Origin of the sequence: Variovorax sp. 679, from assembly GCF_003952185.1 — a bacterium.
GTDB lineage: Bacteria > Pseudomonadota > Gammaproteobacteria > Burkholderiales > Burkholderiaceae_C > Variovorax.
This window is the reverse complement of record NZ_RXFS01000006.1, coordinates 119,631-136,369: the sequence shown is the minus strand read 5'-3', so window position 1 is coordinate 136,369 and position 16,739 is coordinate 119,631. Positions and strand designations below refer to the sequence as shown.

Sequence of the window (16,739 nt, the reverse complement as noted above, 5' to 3'; positions counted from 1 at the left end):
AGAGGTTCAGCGAACGCGGGCGGCTGCGCGCCCGCGCGGGGTTACTTCCACAACGCGCACTTGCTTTCGGCCTTCGTCGTGAAGACCTCTTCGCCCTTCAGCTTCTGGACCACCTTGTAGTAGTCCCACGGCTGCTTCGACTCGGCCGGCGACTTCACCTGCACCAGGTACATGTCGTGCACGAAGCGGCCGTCCTCGCGCACGAAGCCCTTGGCGTAGAAGTCGTCGATCGGCGTCTTCTTGATCTGCGCCATCACCGTGTCGGCGTCGGTGCTCTTGGCGGCCTGCACGGCCTTCAGGTAGGTCATGGTGGCCGAGTAGTCGGCGGCCTGGATGTCGGTGGGCATGCGCTTGGTCTTCTCGAAGAAGCGCTTGCCGAAGGCGCGCGTCTTGTCGTCGAGGTTCCAGTCCCAGCTGGTGGTCAGCAGCAGGCCCTCGGTGTTCTTCAGGCCCAGGCTGTGCACGTCGGTCACGAACACCAGCAGGCCGACCATCTTCATGGTCTTGGAAATGCCGAATTCCCTCGCCGCCTTGATCGCGTTCTGCGTGTCGCCGCCCGCATTCGCGAGCGCCAGCACCTGGGCTTTGGAGTTCTGCGCCTGCAGCAGGAACGAGGAAAAGTCGGAGGTGTTGAGCGGGTGCTTCACGCTGCCGAGCACGGTGCCGCCCTTCTCCTTCACGACCTTGGTCGCGTCGGCTTCGAGCGCCTGGCCGAAGGCGTAGTCGGCCGTCAGGAAGTACCAGCTCTTGTCGCCCCGCGCGATGACGGCGCTGCCCGTGCCCTTGGCCAGCGCCACGGTGTCGTAGGCGTAGTGCACGGTGTAGGGGCTGCACTGCTCGTTGGTGAGCGCCGAACTGCCCGCGCCGTTCACGATGAACACGCGCTTCTTCTCCTGCGCCACCTTGGCCATGGCCAGGCCGGTGCCCGAGCTGGTGCCGCCGAACAGCATCGTCAGGCCCTGCGTGTCGATCCACTCGCGAGCCTTGGAGGCTGCGATGTCCGCCTTGTTCTGGTGGTCGGCCTGCAGCAGCTCGATGGGCATGCCGTTGACCTTGCCGCCGAAGTCGTCGATGGCCATCTGGATCGCGAGGGCACCGTTCTTGCCCTCCACGTCCGCGTAGAGGCTCGACATGTCGGTGATGAAACCGATCTTGACCTTTTCCTGGGCCTGCACCGCGCCGGCAGCCATGAAGCAGGTAGCGGCGAGGCAGGCAGAGGCGATGAGCGTGCGTTTCATGAAATGGTCCTCGTGGTTGACTTCGGTGGAAGGAACTCGGGCAGCGTCAGGCGCTTACTTCCATGCAGCGCACTTCGATTCGGCCTTGGTCGTGAAGACCTGTTCGCCCGGCAGCGTCTTGAGCACCTTCAGGTAGTCCCACGGCTTCTTCGATTCGGCGGGCGACTTCACCTCGACCAGGTACATGTCGTGGATGAAGCTGCCGTCGGCGCGGATCTGGCCCTTGCCGTAGAAGTCGTCGATCTTCATGCTCTTGAGCTGAGCCATCACCTTGTCGGAGTCGGTGGTCTTGGCGGCGGCCACGGCCTTCAGGTAGGTCATGGTGGCCGAGTAGTCGGCGGCCTGCACGTCCGTGGGCATGCGCTTGGTCTTCTCGAAGAAGCGGTTGGCGAACTTGCGCGTGTCGTCGTTCAGGTCCCAGTACCAGCTGGTGGTGTGCAGCAGGCCTTCGGTGTTCTTCAGGCCCAGGCTGTGGATGTCGCTCAGGAAGACCAGCAGGCCGGCGGTCTTCATGGTCTTGTTGATGCCGAATTCCTTGGCGGCCTTGATCGAGTTGATCGTGTCGCCGCCCGCGTTGGCCAGGCCCAGGATCTGCGCCTTGGAGTTCTGCGCCTGCAGCAGGAACGAGGAGAAGTCCGACGCGTTCAGCGGATGGCGCACCGCACCCACCACGGTGCCGCCCTTCTCCTTCACCACCTTGGTGGTGTCGGCTTCGAGCGCGTGGCCGAAGGCGTAGTCGGCCGTCAGGAAGAACCAGCTCTTGCCGCCGCGGTCGACCACCGCCGCGCCGGTGCCCTTGGCCAGCGCCACGGTGTCGTAGGCGTAGTGGATGGTGTAGGGGCTGCACTGCTCGTTGGTGAGCACCGAGCTGCCGGCGCCGTTGTTGAAGTACACGCGCTTCTTCTCTTCCGCCACCTTGGCGGTGGCCAGCGCGGTGCCGGAGTTGGTGCCGCCGAAGATCATGGTCACGCCGGCCGTGTCGACCCACTCGCGGGCCTTGGAGGCGGCGATGTCGGCCTTGTTCTGGTGGTCGGCCACCAGCAGCTCGATGGGCTGGCCCAGCGCCTTGCCGCCGAAGTCGTCGATGGCCATCTGGATGGCGGTGGCGCCGCCCTTGCCTTCGAGGTCGGCGTACAGGCTCGACAGGTCGGTGACGAAGCCGATCTTCACCTTTTCCTGCGCCTGCGCGGCACCTGCACTCAGGGCGAGGATGCCGATGGCGGTAGCGATGAGGCCGAGTTTCTTGTTCATGGCGTGTTGTCTCCTGAAGAAATCTTTGTGGGACTGGAAAAGGGTCTTGTGGACGTGTCGTTGTCTCAGACGCCCAGCAGCTCGGTGAGCACGGGCATCTTGGCTTCGAGCTCGGCGGCGCCGAACTTCTCGACGATGCGGCCGTGCTCCATCACGTAGAAGCGGTCGGCCAGCGGCGCGGCGAAGCGGAAGTTCTGCTCCACCATCACGATGGTGTAGCCCTTGGCCCGCAGCGTGGTGATCATGCGGGCCAGCGCCTGCACGATGACCGGCGCGAGGCCCTCGGAAATCTCGTCGAGCAGCAGCAGCCGCGCGCCGGTGCGAAGGATGCGCGCCACGGCCAGCATCTGCTGCTCGCCGCCCGACAGGCGCGTGCCCTGGCTGTGGCGGCGCTCGGCCAGGTTGGGGAACATGGCGTAGATCTCTTCGACCGACATGCCCTGCCCCGCTCCCTTGAGCTCGGGCGGCAGCATCAGGTTTTCCTCGCACGAGAGGCTGGCGAAGATGCCGCGCTCCTCGGGGCAGTAGCCGATGCCGAGGTGCGCGATGCGGTGCGTCGGCATGCCGATGGTCTCTTTGCCGTTGACCTCGATGCTGCCCTTGCGCGCGCCGGTGAGTCCCATGATGGCGCGCAGCGTGGTGGTGCGGCCCGCGCCGTTGCGGCCCAGCAGCGTGACGACTTCGCCCGGCTGCACGACCATGTCGACGCCGTGCAGCACGTGCGATTCGCCGTACCAGGCTTGCAGGCCCTTGATCTGGAGTGCTGCGGTCATCAGTGAGCGCCCTGCAGTTGGCCTTCGGTGGTGCCCATGTAGGCTTCCATGACCTGTGGATTCTTCGAGACTTCGGCGTACGGCCCCTCGGCCAGCACGGCGCCGCGCTGCAGCACGGTGATGGTGTCGGCAATGGTCGACACCACGCTCATGTTGTGCTCCACCATCAGGATGGTGCGGCCCGCCGACACGCGCTTGATGAGCTCGGCCACGCGGTGCACGTCTTCGTGGCCCATGCCCTGCGTAGGCTCGTCGAGCAGCATCAGCTCGGGCTCCATGGCCAGCGTGGTGGCGATCTCGAGCGCACGCTTGCGGCCGTAGGGCAGGTTCACAGTCTGTTCGTCGGCGAGTTCTTCGAGGCCGACTTCAGCCAGCAACTCGCGTGCTCTGGCATCCAGCGGCTTGAGCGACTTCTCGCTCTTCCAGAAGTGGTACGAGGTTCCAAGCCTGCGCTGAAGGCCCAGCCGCACGTTCTCGAGCAGCGTGAGGTGCGGGAACACGGCCGAGATCTGGAACGAGCGGATGATGCCGCGCCGCGCGATCTGCGCCGGGCGCTCGCCCGTGATGTCCTGCCCGTTGAACAGGATCGTGCCGGTGGTCGGCTCGAGGAACTTGGTGAGCAGGTTGAAGCAGGTCGTCTTGCCGGCGCCGTTCGGGCCGATGAGCGCGTGGATCGAGCCGCGCACCACGGACAGGTTGACCTTGCTGACCGCAGTGAACCCTTTGAATTCCTTGGTGAGCTGGCGTGTTTCGAGAATGACGTCGCTCATCTCGCGAAGTCACCCGGGTTCGTGGAAAGAAAGTCGGTCATGCGGTCCATCTCAATGCGCCACCATCGAGCGCGGACCGATTGTTCGTGGGCGTCCCCCGCTTGCATACTGGGGCAAATGCCTATGCTGCAGTGCAACCATTTCACGGTCTTGCCGGGCTTGTGCTTCACGACTGTCGTCCCGACGACAAAGGCGGCATTCGCGGGGTGACGAAGGCCCTTCGCTTGTTGCGCTTGCAGCGCCGACTTTCGTTGGGGAAAGCACAGCGCGGCGCGGCGCAAGGGCCAACCTAAACTGCCCCGGACTCCACACAGCGAGGCCCATGCACAGCCCGATGAACGACCTGCCGAAAGACTGGATGAACGACATCCCGCGAGCCGTCTCGCAGGCCCAGCGCGCGCTGCGCGCCAGCGTGCCCAACCTCCAGCTGCGCTTTCTGCGCGAGAACGAGTGGCTGCGCGACGAGGTGGCGCTGGTGCACGCGGAAGAAGCGGCAGGCGGCGCGGTGCCCGAGATCGGCTACGACGACATCGCGCACGGCCGCGTGTCGCAGCGACAGCTCGAACGCATCCGCCGGCGCGGCTGCGTCGTGGTGCGGCGCGTGTTCGACCCGGCCCAGGTGCGGGAGTGGAACGAAGAAATTCGCCGCTACATCGACGACAACAGCTATCTCGAACGCGCGCGCTCGAAGGCTGGCCTCGACAAGTACTTCAGCGCCCTCGCCTCCGGCCGGCCGCAGATCTTCGGGCTCTACTGGTCGCGCCCGCAGATGCAGGCGCGCCAGGCCGAAGCCATGGACCGCACTCGCTCGTTCCTCAACCGGCTCTGGACATACGAGAAGAACGGCGAGCGCTTCTTCGACCCCGACCGGCAAGCCAACTATGCCGACCGCATCCGCCGCCGCGAGCCCGGCGACGCGACGCTGGGCCTGTCGCCGCATTCCGACGGCGGCTCGGTCGAGCGCTGGTGCGAGCCGAGCTTTCGCCCGGTCTACCGCGAAGTCTTCGAAGGCGATCTCGCTCGCTTCGACCCCTTCGATGCCGAAGGCCGCACCGAGACCCGCGAGATCCCCTCGCCCGCCGTGTGCTCCGCCTTCCGCACCTTCCAGGGCTGGACCGCGCTGTCGCGCCAGGGGCCGGGCGACGGCACGCTGCGCCTCATGCCGGTGGCGCGCACCGCGCCCTGGATGCTGCTGCGCGCCCTGATGCCCGACGTGCCCGAGGGTGACCTCTGCGGCGCGCAGCCCGGCCGCGCGCTCGGCGCCACGACCGAATGGCATGCCGCGCTGCGCGAGGGCCTGGTCTCCATACCGCTGATGGAGCCAGGCGACACCGTGTGGTGGCACCCCGACGTGATCCACGCGGTGGAAGACCATCATCGCGGCAGCGAGCACAGCAGCGTCATCTACATCGCCGCCGCCCCTTGGTGCGACAAGAACCGCGACTTCATGGAGCGGCAGGCTCCCGCCTTCCTGGCTGGCCGCAGCAGCCCAGATTTCGCGCCCGAAGACTACGAAACGGACTTCAAGGGCCGCGCCACCCTCGACGATCTCACGGCCCTCGGCAAATGCCAGATGAGCCTGCGTCCATGGGATCAATGAGACAGCTTCACATGCCGAACTTCCGCTCTACCGACTTCCTGGCCGACCACATCCTCCACACGCTGGCCTTCTACGAGCCGCACAGCCTGGACGCCACCGGCGGCTTCTTCCATTTCTTCAAGGACGACGGCACGGTGTACGACCGGCGCACGCGCCACCTCGTGAGCAGCACGCGCTTCGTGTTCAACCATGCGATGGCGTATCGCCGCTTCGGCAATCCGACGCATCTCACGGCCGCGCGGCATGGCCTCGCCTTCATCGAGCGTGCCCATGGGCAGCAGGGTGGTGGCTATGCCTGGCAGATCGACTGGCACCAGCGGCGCCTCACCGTGCAGGACGACACCAACCGCTGCTACGGCCTGGACTTCGTGCTGCTCGCGCAGGCGCATGCGCTCATGGCCGGCATCGAGGAGGCGCACGCGGGGCTCGACCACACCTGGCAGCTGATGGAGAAGCACTTCTGGGAGCCGCGCCACCAGCTCTACGCCGACGAAGCCACCGTCGACTGGCGCGTCGGTGCCTATCGCGGGCAGAACGCCAACATGCACGCCTGCGAGGCGCTGATGGCCGCCTTCGAGGCCACGCAGGAAAAGCGCTACCTCGACCGCGCGCTGGCGGTGGCCGAATCGGTCACGGGCCGGCTGGCCGCGCTGGCCGACGGGCTGGTCTGGGAGCACTACCGCAACGACTGGTCGGTCGACTGGGACTTCAACCGCGACGACAGGACCGACATCTTCAGGCCCTGGGGCTTCCAGACCGGGCACCTGACCGAGTGGGCCAAGCTGCTGCTGCAGCTCGAGGCTCATCTCGCCACCGAGGACCGCGCGGCCGACTGGGCCCTGCCGCGCGCGCGCCATTTCTTCGAGACCGCCATGTTCCGCGGCTGGGACGTCGACAACGGCGGCCTGGTCTACGGCTTCGGCCCCGACGGCGCGGTGTACGACGGCGACAAGTATTTCTGGGTGCAGGCCGAGAGCTTCGCGGCGGCCGCCCTGCTCGCGGTGCGCACTGGCGAGACCGGCTACTGGGACTGGTACGACAGCATCTGGGCCTACAGCTGGGAGCACTTCGTCGACCACCGCCACGGTGCGTGGTATCGCATCCTCACGCCGGAGAACCGGAAGATCAGCGACGAAAAGAGCCCCGCCGGCAAGACCGACTATCACACGATGGGCGCGTGCTACGACGTGCTCAGGGCACTGCGCAAATAGACAGACACAGGCAGCGAAAAGAAGAAACCCCCAGGCTCCTTGCGGAGGCTGGGGGTTGTGAGATGGTGAGATGGCGGGATGGGGATCAGTGCGCGCCGGCAGCAGCGTCGCCACCCGCCCCACCCTTCTGGGGCCGCGCCAGCCACACCAGCGGGATCAGCAGCAGGAACAGGATCGCCGACGCATAGAAGATGTCGTTCGTGGCCAGCATGTAGGCCTGCTGGTCGACGATGCGGTTGAGCTGCCCCAGTACCTGGTCGGCACCGAAGCCATTGGCACCGAGGCCTGCCATCGCGCTCGTGGCCGCGTTGTTGCCCTGGTTGATCGTCTCGGCCAGTTGCGTGTGATGCAGCGTCGCGCGGTTGTCCCACAGCGTGGTCGTGATCGACGTTCCCATCGCGCCGGCGGTGATCCGCAGGAAGTTCGACAGCCCCGATGCGGCCGGAATGCGGTCGGGCGTGAGGCCCGACAGCGTGATCGTCACCAGCGGGATGAAGAAGAACGCCATCGCGATGCCCTGGATGACCGTTGGGATGATGATCGTCACGAAGTCGGCCTGCGTGTTGAAGTTCGACCGCATCCACAGCACCAGCGCGAACACCAGGAACGAGAAGGTCGCGTAGCGGCGCGGGTCGATCTTGGCCACCGTGAGCCCCACCACCGGCGAGAAGAAGATGGCAAGCAGCCCCACGGGCGCCATGATCATCCCCGCCTGCGTGGCGGTGTAGCCCATCCACTGCTGCAGCCACAGCGGCAGCAGCACCACGTTGCCGAAGAACAGGCCGTAGGCCACCGCCGTTGCCACGGCGCCCGACCAAAAGTTGCGGCGCTTGAAGAGCGACAGGTCGACCACCGGGTGCTTGTCGGTCAGCTCCCAGACGAGGAAGAACGCAAAACCCACCACGGCCACCACAGCCAGCCCGACGATCTGCGCGGAGTGGAACCAGTCGAGCTCCTTGCCCTTGTCGAGCATCAGCTGCAGCGAGCCTACCCACAGCACCAGCAGCGCGAGGCCGATGGCGTCGATGGGCACCTTGTGCGTGACGCTCTCGCGCTTGCGGTACAGCGCCCAGGTGATGGCGGCCGCGACGATGCCCACGGGGATGTTGATGTAGAAGATCCACGGCCACGAGATGTTGTCGGTGATCCAGCCGCCCAGCAGCGGCCCCATCACCGGCGCTACCAGCGTGGTCATCGACCACATGGCCATCGCGAGGCCGGCCTTGGCGCGCGGGTAGCTCGACAGCAGCAGCGTCTGCGACAGCGGGATCATCGGCCCCGCGACGAAGCCCTGCAGCGCGCGGAAGGCGATCAGCGTCGTCATGTTCGGCGCCAGGCCGCACAGCAGCGAGCTGATCATGAACAGGATGACGCTGGCCATGAACAGGCGGACCTGTCCGAAGCGCTGCGTCATGAAGCCGGTGAGCGGCACCGCGATGGCGTTGGCCACCGCGAAGCTGGTGATGACCCAGGTGCCTTGCGTGGTGCTCACGCCGAGGTCGCCCGAGATGGCGGGCAACGACACGTTCGCGATCGACGAGTCGAGCACGTTCATGAAAGTTGCCGCAGACAGCGCAACCGTGCCCCAGACGCGGGCTGCGCCCTCGAGCGGCGGATGCGCAACGTATGCAGGAGCAGCGGTGGCCATGGGCGGAGCTGTTTACCTGGAGTACGGGGGAAGGCAGGACGCGCGGGCGATCAGCCCGGCTGGCCCTGCACTGCCACGGACGCGCCGGGCGCGGCGGGAGCCTTGGCAGGCGCCACTGCGGCAGCGGCCGGAGCGGTGCGGCCGAGGTTGGCCGCGACGATGCGGTCCACTTCGGCGTCGGCGCCGCGGTCGAGCTGACTGTAGACCTGCGTCTGCGTCAGCGCGGTGGCGCGCGGGGCGTCGGCGAGCATCTTGCCGGTCTTCTGCGAGATGTCGATCTCGGCATCCATCGACAGGCCGATGCGCAGCGGGTTGGCCTTGAGCTGCTCGGGGTCGAGCGCGATGCGCACGGGCACGCGCTGCACCACCTTGATCCAGTTGCCGGTGGCGTTCTGCGCGGGCAGCAGCGCGAACGCACTGCCGGTGCCCACGCCCAGGCCCGCGACCTTGCCGGTGTACTCGACCTTCTTGCCGTACACGTCGGCAGTGAGCTTCACGGGCTGGTCGATGCGGATGTTGCGCAGCTGCACTTCCTTGAAGTTGGCGTCGACCCACAGCTGGTTGAGCGGCACGATCGACATCATCGGCGTGCCGGCCGAGACGCGCTGGCCGAGCTGCACCGTGCGCTTGGCGACGTAGCCGTCGACCGGCGCGGGCATGGCCACGCGCTGCGTGGCGAGGTAGGCCTCGCGCACCTTGGCGGCGGCGGCCAGCACGCTCGGGTGCTGGGCCACGCTGGTGCCTTCGGTCAGCGACTGGTTGCTGACCAGCGCTTCCTTCGCGGCGACCACGCCGGCCTGCGCCGCGGCGAGCTGGCTCTTGGCCGTGTCGAGCTGCGTCTCGGCGTGGTTGAGTTCTTCCTTCGACACGGCGCCGTTGCCCGACAGCGCGCGGCGGCGCTGCAGGTCGTCCTGGGCCTTGGCGATGTCGCTCTGCGCCTTCACGATGTCGGCCTGGCGCAGCGTGACCTGCGCGGCCAGCGAGCCGTTGTTGGCGTACAGCGTGCGCACCTGGCGCACGGCCTGCGCGAGCGCGGCCTCGGCCTGCTCGAGCGACACCTTGGCGTCGGCCGGGTCGAGCTGCACCAACGGCTGGCCGGCCTTCACGAAGTCGGTGTCGTCGGCGTTGATGGCCATCACGGTGCCGCCGATCTGCGGCGTGATCTGGATGACGTTGCCCTGCACGTAGGCGTTGTCGGTGTCCTCGTAGTGGCTGGCGACCAGCCATTCGTAGAGGCCCCAGCCGCCGCCGGCGACGATGACGACCGCGGCGAGCGCGGTGAGTGCGCGGCGGCGCTTGCCGTTACCGGCGGGCGCCTCGGGGGCGGCGGAAGCTGCGGCTGCAGCGGGCGTCGGAGTGTTGTTATCGCTCATGATGAAGTTCTTTCCGAAGACGAGAGAGTCGAGTCAGTTCTGCTGTTCAGTTCACCGTGGCCGGGGGCGCCGATGCGGTGGCCGTGGCCGGCGGCTGCCAGCCGCCGCCCAGCGCGCGCGCCAGGCCCACCTGCGTGTCGAGCGCGCGGGCCGCGAGATCGACGGCCAGGCGGCGCTGCGCCAGCACCGAGGTTTCGGCGGTCAGCACGTTGAGGTAGTTGCCGAGGCCCGCGCGGTAGCGCTGCACGGCGATGTCGTAGGCGCCTTCAGCCGCCGTCTGCGCGGCGCGCTGCTCGGCCTGCTGGCGGGTGATCGACTGCGCGCTCGTGACCTGGTCGGCAGCGTCGCGCACCGCGTCGATCACGGTGGCGTTGTAGCTTTCGACGGCCACGTCGAGGTCGGCCGACTTGCCGCGCAGGTTGGCGCGCAGCTTGCCGCCTTCGAAGATCGGCAAGCTGATGGCCGGGCCCACGCCCCACTGCTCGCTGCCCGACTTCAGCAGCTTGCCGAAGCCCAGGCTCTGGAAGCCGGCGAAGGCCGTGAGGTTCACGTTGGGATAGAAGAGCGTCTTTGCGTTGGCCACGTCGCTCGTGGCGGCCTCGACGCGCCAGCGCGCGGCGGCGATGTCGGCGCGGCGGCCGAGCAGGTCGGCCGGGATGTTCGCCTGCAGCGCCATCGGCTTCACGCCCGCCAGCACCGGCGGCTTGAGCGACGCCGACACGTTCGGCTGGCCGACGAGCGCATCGAGCGCGTGCTGCTGCAGCGCGACCTGCTCGTTGAGCGATTCGATCTGCTGGCGCGCCTCGGGCAGGCCGCCTTCGCTCTGGCGCAGTTCGAGGCGGGTGTCGAGGCCGGCGGAAACGCGATCGCGCACCAGCTTCAGCGTTTCGTCGCGCTGCGCGAGCGTGCGCCGGGCGACGGTGAGCTGGTCGTTCAGGCGGGCCCACTGGAAGTAGCTGCGCGCCACGTTGCTCGCGAGCAGCACGCGGGCTGCATCGGCATCGGCGGCGGCGGCGTTTGCCGCACCGATGGCGGTGTCGAGCGCGGTGCGGTTCTTGCCGAAGAAGTCGAGCTCCCAGCTCGCACCGAGCTGCAGCAGGCCGATGTTCTGGATGGAGCCGCCCAGCGGCGCGGGGTAGATGTAGTTGCTGTTGAACTTCTGGCGGTTCAGGTCGAGCTCGCCCTTGACCTGCGGCTTGAGTGCCGCGCCGGCAATGTCGGCCGACGCCTGCGCGCGCACGAGGCGGGCCTGCGCGACCTGCAGGTTGGGGTTGCCGGCCACGGCCTGGTCGATCAGCGAGTTGAGCTGCGAATCGCCGAAGGCGAGCCACCACTGGCTGTCGAGTCGGGACACCGGGACCGCGGCGCTGTCGGGCGCGATGCCCAGCGACGAAGCGTCGCGCAGCTTGGCCTGCGAGCCGATGCCGGCCATGTCGGCACAACCGGCAAGCGCGACCACCAGCAATGCGGCGGCCACGACGGGAGTGCGACGCACGGCGCGCACGGCGAGGGAATCAGTCATTTTTATCTCCACGGGCCACGAGGGCCTGGGCGTTGTCGAGGATGCGGCGCAAGTAACCCTTGAGCTGCTCCCACTCTTCGGCGGTGAAGCCGGCGAGGTGTTCGTTCTGCACGCGGCTCAGTACGTAGGGCACGTCCTTGGCGGCGGCACGGCCTTCGTCGGTGAGCTCGATGTTGACCACGCGGCGGTCTTCGAGCGAGCGCACCCGGCGGCACAGGCCCTTGGCCTCGAGGCGGTCGAGAAGGCGCGTCATGGCGCCGGTGTCGAGCTCGCAGGCGCGGGCCAGTTCGGCGACCGTGGTGGCGGCACCGACGTGCAGCTTGTAAAGAGGCACCCATTGCGGGTAGGTGGGGCTGCCGGGCTCGCACATGCGGGTTTCCACCGACTGGCCGACCGCGGTGACGATGCGGCGCATCAGGTAACCGATGCTTTCCTCGGCACGGTAGGTTTCTGCCCGGTAGAAATTGGCAGCAGGCGCGCGACCCTCTTCGTCGGTGCGGGGAGCCGACGGGGCTTGGGGGGTGTTGGCATCGCTCATGGGTCGAATATTAGTTGCCACGGCAATTATTGTCAAGGCTGCCTTTGTAGTAGCAATGGTTCTGTAGAATCGCCCGCATGGCTTCTCCCCCACCGTCTTCCATGGCCAAGGGCTCGCCCCGATCACTCTCGGGCCTGAGCCCTTTTCTTCGCCCGTACCGCGTGCAGATCGTGCTGGCTGGCCTCTTCCTGGTGATGGCGGCGGTCACCACGCTGGCTTTTCCTATCGCCCTGAGAAGCCTGATTGACAACGGCCTCATCAGCTCCGACAAGGGCGCGCAGACCATGGCGCTGCGCGAACACTTCGGCGCCCTCTTCGCAGTGGCGGTAGCGCTGGGCGTTTTCTCGGCGGCGCGCTTCTATACGGTGAGCTGGCTGGGCGAGCGCGTGACCGCCGACATCCGCAACGCGGTCTACGGCCACGTGCTGAAGCAGAGCCCGGCCTTCTTCGAAACCACGCAGACCGGCGAGGTGCTGTCGCGCCTGACGGCCGACACCACGCTGGTGCAGACGGTCGTCGGCTCTTCGCTGAGCATGGGCCTGCGCAATGCGGTGATGGGCGTGGGCGCCCTGGCCGTGCTGATCTGGACCAACCCGTACGTGATGGTGCAGGTGCTGGGCATCCTCGTGCTGGTGGTGCTGCCCAGCATGCTGTTCGGCCGCCGCGTGCGCAAGCTCTCGCGCGCCAGCCAGGATCGCGTGGCCGATTCGAGCGCCATCGCCGCGGAAGTACTGAATGCCATTCCGGTGGTGCAGAGCTACACGGCCGAGGGCCGCGAGGCCGCGCGCTTCAGCGGCTCGACCGAGAACGCCTTCCGCACCGCGGTGCGCCGGACCAGGGCGCGGTCGGTGCTGGTGGCCTTCATCATCATCGCGACCTCGGCGGCGCTGCTGTGGGGCCTCTACCAGGGCACGCAGGCGGTGCTGCGCGGCGACATCACGGCCGGCCACCTGGGCCAGACCGTCGTCTACGTCGCCATCCTGGCCAGCGCGACCGCCGTGCTGGGCGAGGTTTACGGCGACCTGTTGCGCGCAGCGGGCGCGACCGAGCGGCTGATGGAGCTGCTGCATGCGCCCTCAGCCATCTTTTCACCTTCGAATCCGGTGGTCGCGCCCGTTCCCGTCGCGGGCAGCGCCATCAAGTTCGACTCGCTGACCTTCCACTACCCGTCCCGGCCGGGCACGCCGGCACTGCGCGACTTCAGCCTCGATGTCGCGCCGGGCGAGACCGTGGCGCTGGTCGGCTCGAGCGGCGCCGGCAAGAGCACGGTGTTCCAGCTGCTGCTGCGCTACTACGACCCGCAAACGGGACGCGTGCTGCTCGACGGCGCGCCGCTGGCTTCGCTCGCCCTACCCGAACTGCGCACCCGCATCGGCCTCGTGCCGCAGGACGCGGTGATCTTCTCGGCCAGCGCCTTCGAGAACATCCGCTACGGCCGCCCCGAGGCGACAACAGAAGAAGTGCAGGCCGCCGCCCGCGCAGCCTTCGCCCACGACTTCCTGCAGGCGCTGCCCGAGGGCTACGACACCTTCCTCGGCGAGCGCGGCGTACGCCTGTCGGGCGGTCAACGCCAGCGCATCGCGATCGCACGCGCGATCCTGAAGAATCCGCCGCTGCTGCTGCTCGACGAGGCCACGAGCGCGCTCGACGCTGAAAGCGAGCGCATGGTGCAGGCAGCGCTCGAATCGGCAATGGAGAACCGGACCACGCTGGTGATCGCGCACCGCCTCGCAACGGTGCAGAAAGCCGACCGCATCGTGGTGCTGGACCACGGCGGGATCGTCGAGCAGGGAACGCACGCGGCGCTGGTCGCGCAGGGTGGCGTGTACGCGCGGCTGGCCGCGCTCCAGTTCACGGCCTGAACAGGCAGGCCGGGCCGGACTACTGCAGGGTTTCCTTCAGCGCCGCCGGAAGCGGCAGCGCCACCACCGGAATGCCTTCGTCGAGCAGCGCTTCGGTCTGCTCGGGCGTCGCCTGTCCGCGAATGCCGCGTTCACGGGTTTCGCCGTAGTGCATCTTCCGGGCTTCGTCGGCAAAGCGGTCGCCGACGTCTTCGGTCTTTGCCAGCACCTCGCGCACGGCGCGCATCCAGCGGGCCTCGGGCGAAAGCTCGGCGGGAACATTGGAAGCAGCAGCCGAAGCGGCGGCCACAGCAGGTGCAGCCGTCGTCTCCTGCGGCGCCTTGGCGTTTCCCAGATTGAGGCGCGGCGCGCTCAGCAGCTTGACGATGCCGGTGTCGCCGCAGACCGGGCATTCGACCAGGCCAGCCGCCAGCTGGGTCTCGAAGTCCTCGCTGGACGCGAACCAGCCCTCGAAGCCGTGGCCGTGGGTGCAGCGTAGATCGAGAACCTTCATGCGCGGATTATCCCGCGCTGCCTTGGGCGGGCGCGGCCTGCCAATCCAGTGCCCATGCGCCCGAAAGGACGTTCTGCAGCCAGAGCGTGCAGGTCAGGGTCTTGGCGTCGGTGACCTTGCCGTCGCGGCACCAGCCGGCCAGCTCTTCGGGCGTGGCCGTGAACACATCGAGGAACTCGCCATGGTCGAGCTGCCGCTCGCCGAGCGAGAGGCCGCGCGCGAAGTAGATGTGGATGATCTCCGTCGAGTACGCCACCGCGAGGTGCATGGCACCCGCATAGGCCCATTCGCGCGCGGTGTAGCCCGTTTCCTCGATCAGCTCGCGCCTGCCGCAGTCGAACGGGTCTTCACCGGCATCGAGCTTGCCCGCGGGAAACTCGATCATCACGTGGCCGACCGGATAACGGAACTGCCGCTCAAGCACCACGCGGCCGTCGTCCAGCATCGGAATCACCACCACTGCGCCCGGGTGCAGCACGTACTCGCGCGTGGCGCTGTGACCGTCGGGCAGCCGGATAGTGTCGCGCCGGGCCTTCAGGAACTTGCCCTCGAACAGCTCCTCGCGGCTCAGGAGCTCTTCCTTCAGATGCGAATCGGTGGTGTCGGCGGGCTTGGTAGTCATGGGGTCGTCGTCTTCAGTGCCTGTGCTTCATCAGGTAGCGCCAGGTGAATCCCGGAAAGGCCAGCACGATGAACAGCGAACCGGTCACCGCGTAGAACTCCCAGCCCTGCGCGGCAATCTGCCCTGCCCTGCGCTCGAACAGCAGTCCGACGCCGCCGGCCAGAAAGTACAAGACCACCAGTTCGGCGAGGCGCACCGCGAGCGACTTGGGGATTGTCGGCAACGGCACGACGCCGAACAGGCGGTCGTTGAAGAACGGCAGATTGGCGGCCACGAGGGCCACCAGCAGAACGACCCAGACCGACGCGGTTTGCGACACCCGAGGTCGGCCGCGTCAGTGGGCCAGGGTTGCCACGATCGCGTCGTAGCAGAGCGTCATCAGGCCGCCGGGCACGATGCCCAGGATCAGGATCAGCGCGCCGTTGATCGTGAGCACGGTGCGCACGTCACGCGGTGCCGACACGGTGGTGGCCGTGACGGGCGCGTCGAAGTACATGACCTTGACCACGCGCAGGTAGTAGAACGCGCCGATCAGCGACATCATCACCGCGAACACGGCCAGGCCGATGTAGATGGCGTGGCCCGAGGCGATCAGCGCCTGAAGCACGGCCAGCTTCGCGTAGAAGCCGACGAGCGGCGGCAAGCCGGCCAGCGAGAACATCGCGATCGACATGACACCGGCGTACAGCGGGCTGCGCTGGTTCAGGCCGGCCAGATCTGTGATCTCCTCGCTCTCGAAGCCTTCGCGCGCAAGCAGCAGGATGATGCCGAAGCTCGCCAGCGTGGTCAGCACGTAGGTCACGATGTAGAACATCGCGGCGCTGTAGGCGTACTGGGCGTTGTAGGTGCCCTGCTGATCCGAGCCGGCGACCAGGCCGAGGAGCATGAAGCCCATCTGGGAGATCGTCGAGTAGGCCAGCATGCGCTTCAGGTTGCTCTGCGCGATGGCGGCCAGGTTACCGACCAGCAGCGAGGCGATGGCCAGCACGGCGAGCATCTGCTGCCAGTCGATGGCCAGCGGCTGCAGCGCGTCGACCAGCAGGCGGATGATGATCGCGAAGGCAGCCAGCTCGGGCGCCGCGCCGATCAGCAGCGTGATCGCAGTCGGTGCGCCCTGGTAGACGTCGGGCACCCACATGTGGAACGGCGCAGCGCCCACCTTGAAGGCCAGGCCGGCGACGATGAACACGAGGCCGAACACCAGCACCTGGTGGTTCACCTTGCCGCTTGCGATGGTCTTGAACACATCGTTCACGTCGAGCGAGCCGGTCGCACCGTACATCATCGACAGGCCATACAGCAGGAAGCCGCTGGCCATGGCGCCGAGCACGAAGTACTTCATGGCGGCTTCGCTGGCCACCGCGTTGTCGCGGCGCAGCGCCACCAGCGCGTAGCTCGACAGCGTGAGCAGTTCGAGGCCCAGGTAGATCAGCAGGAAGTTGCTGCCCGAGATCATCACGAACATGCCCAGCAGCGCGAACATGCTGATGGTGAACAACTCGCCGCCGCGCAGCATCTCGCGGTCGGCCGCATAGGGGCGGCCATAGACCAGCGTGACCATCAGGGCGACGGTGGCGAAGCATTTGAGCCAGTTGCCCATCGGGTCGCTGACGACCATGCCGCCGAAGCCGTAGATGGTCTTGCCGGCGGAGGCCTGCAGGCCCGACAGCACGGCGACCACCGCCAGCGTGAGCAGCGTGAGCACATAGGTACGGGTACGGCGCGGGCTCGTGTCCGACAGGTCGACCAGCGCAATGATGCAGGCCATGACCAGCAACACGATTTCGGGGTAGATCGTGACCCAGCTGAGTTTGTCAATCATCTCGTTCTCTTCTTCA

The 16,739-nt window shown here is 67.3% G+C and carries 15 protein-coding genes; 3 read left to right on the top strand and 12 right to left on the bottom strand.

Annotated features, from left to right (window positions below; genetic code table 11):
- Positions 1–41: 41 nt before the first annotated feature.
- The 4 genes from EJO71_RS16460 to EJO71_RS16445 form a co-directional block, all read right to left on the bottom strand.
- Positions 42–1,238, bottom strand: a complete 1,197-nt coding sequence (locus tag EJO71_RS16460; protein ID WP_125949996.1) for an ABC transporter substrate-binding protein — start codon at positions 1,236–1,238, stop codon at positions 42–44.
- Positions 1,239–1,292: 54 nt separating this feature from the next.
- On the bottom strand, positions 1,293–2,489 hold the full coding sequence (locus EJO71_RS16455) for an ABC transporter substrate-binding protein (protein ID WP_125949997.1): 1,197 nt from the start codon (positions 2,487–2,489) through the stop codon (positions 1,293–1,295).
- A 65-nt stretch (positions 2,490–2,554) separates the two neighbouring features.
- Positions 2,555–3,262 carry an ABC transporter ATP-binding protein gene (locus EJO71_RS16450; protein ID WP_125949998.1) on the bottom strand — a complete coding sequence of 236 codons (708 nt, stop codon included), beginning with the start codon at positions 3,260–3,262 and terminating at the stop codon, positions 2,555–2,557.
- The gene (locus EJO71_RS16445) at positions 3,262–4,032 is read right to left on the bottom strand and encodes an ABC transporter ATP-binding protein (RefSeq protein ID WP_125949999.1); all 771 of its coding nucleotides are present in this window, start codon (positions 4,030–4,032) and stop codon (positions 3,262–3,264) included. The genes EJO71_RS16450 and EJO71_RS16445 overlap by 1 nt, the downstream gene beginning before the upstream one ends.
- A 322-nt stretch (positions 4,033–4,354) precedes the next feature.
- On the opposite strand from EJO71_RS16445, the gene EJO71_RS16440 reads away from it, so the two are divergent.
- Together EJO71_RS16440 and EJO71_RS16435 are read left to right on the top strand one after the other, a co-directional pair.
- Entirely contained in the window at positions 4,355–5,632 is a 1,278-nt protein-coding gene (locus tag EJO71_RS16440; protein ID WP_125950000.1) for a YbiU family protein, read from the top strand.
- A gap of 11 nt (positions 5,633–5,643) precedes the next feature.
- Complete coding sequence (locus EJO71_RS16435; RefSeq protein ID WP_125950001.1) at positions 5,644–6,843, top strand: AGE family epimerase/isomerase; 1,200 nt, start codon at positions 5,644–5,646, stop codon at positions 6,841–6,843.
- A gap of 85 nt (positions 6,844–6,928) precedes the next feature.
- Here the strand turns inward: EJO71_RS16435 and EJO71_RS16430 are convergent, their stop codons facing one another.
- The 4 genes from EJO71_RS16430 to EJO71_RS16415 are packed head-to-tail and all read right to left on the bottom strand — an operon-like array spanning position 6,929 to position 11,924.
- Positions 6,929–8,491 carry a DHA2 family efflux MFS transporter permease subunit gene (locus EJO71_RS16430; protein ID WP_125950002.1) on the bottom strand — a complete coding sequence of 521 codons (1,563 nt, stop codon included), beginning with the start codon at positions 8,489–8,491 and terminating at the stop codon, positions 6,929–6,931.
- Positions 8,492–8,541: 50 nt separating this feature from the next.
- Complete coding sequence (locus tag EJO71_RS16425) at positions 8,542–9,864, bottom strand: efflux RND transporter periplasmic adaptor subunit (protein WP_125950003.1); 1,323 nt, start codon at positions 9,862–9,864, stop codon at positions 8,542–8,544.
- A 46-nt stretch (positions 9,865–9,910) separates the two neighbouring features.
- Complete coding sequence (locus tag EJO71_RS16420) at positions 9,911–11,386, bottom strand: efflux transporter outer membrane subunit (protein WP_125950004.1); 1,476 nt, start codon at positions 11,384–11,386, stop codon at positions 9,911–9,913.
- A complete protein-coding gene (locus EJO71_RS16415) occupies positions 11,379–11,924 on the bottom strand; it encodes a MarR family transcriptional regulator (RefSeq protein ID WP_125950005.1) in 546 nt (181 codons plus the stop codon). Before EJO71_RS16415 ends, EJO71_RS16420 begins: the two co-directional genes overlap by 8 nt.
- 77 nt (positions 11,925–12,001) lie before the next feature.
- Between EJO71_RS16415 and EJO71_RS16410 the strand changes: the two genes are divergently transcribed.
- Positions 12,002–13,786, top strand: coding sequence for an ABC transporter transmembrane domain-containing protein (locus EJO71_RS16410; protein WP_125950006.1), 1,785 nt, complete (start codon positions 12,002–12,004; stop codon positions 13,784–13,786).
- Between the two features lie 19 nt (positions 13,787–13,805).
- On the opposite strand, the gene EJO71_RS16405 is transcribed toward EJO71_RS16410, so the two are convergent.
- The 4 genes from EJO71_RS16405 to nuoN are packed head-to-tail and all read right to left on the bottom strand — an operon-like array spanning position 13,806 to position 16,723.
- Entirely contained in the window at positions 13,806–14,279 is a 474-nt protein-coding gene (locus EJO71_RS16405; RefSeq protein ID WP_125950007.1) for a DUF1178 family protein, read from the bottom strand.
- Positions 14,280–14,286: 7 nt separating this feature from the next.
- Entirely contained in the window at positions 14,287–14,901 is a 615-nt protein-coding gene (locus EJO71_RS16400; RefSeq protein ID WP_125950008.1) for an NUDIX hydrolase, read from the bottom strand.
- Positions 14,902–14,914: 13 nt separating this feature from the next.
- Positions 14,915–15,220 carry a DUF2818 family protein gene (locus tag EJO71_RS16395; RefSeq protein ID WP_125950009.1) on the bottom strand — a complete coding sequence of 102 codons (306 nt, stop codon included), beginning with the start codon at positions 15,218–15,220 and terminating at the stop codon, positions 14,915–14,917.
- Positions 15,221–15,235: 15 nt separating this feature from the next.
- Positions 15,236–16,723: an NADH-quinone oxidoreductase subunit NuoN gene (nuoN, locus tag EJO71_RS16390; RefSeq protein ID WP_125950010.1), complete on the bottom strand. Its 1,488-nt coding sequence runs from the start codon at positions 16,721–16,723 to the stop codon at positions 15,236–15,238.
- Positions 16,724–16,739: the final 16 nt, after the last annotated feature.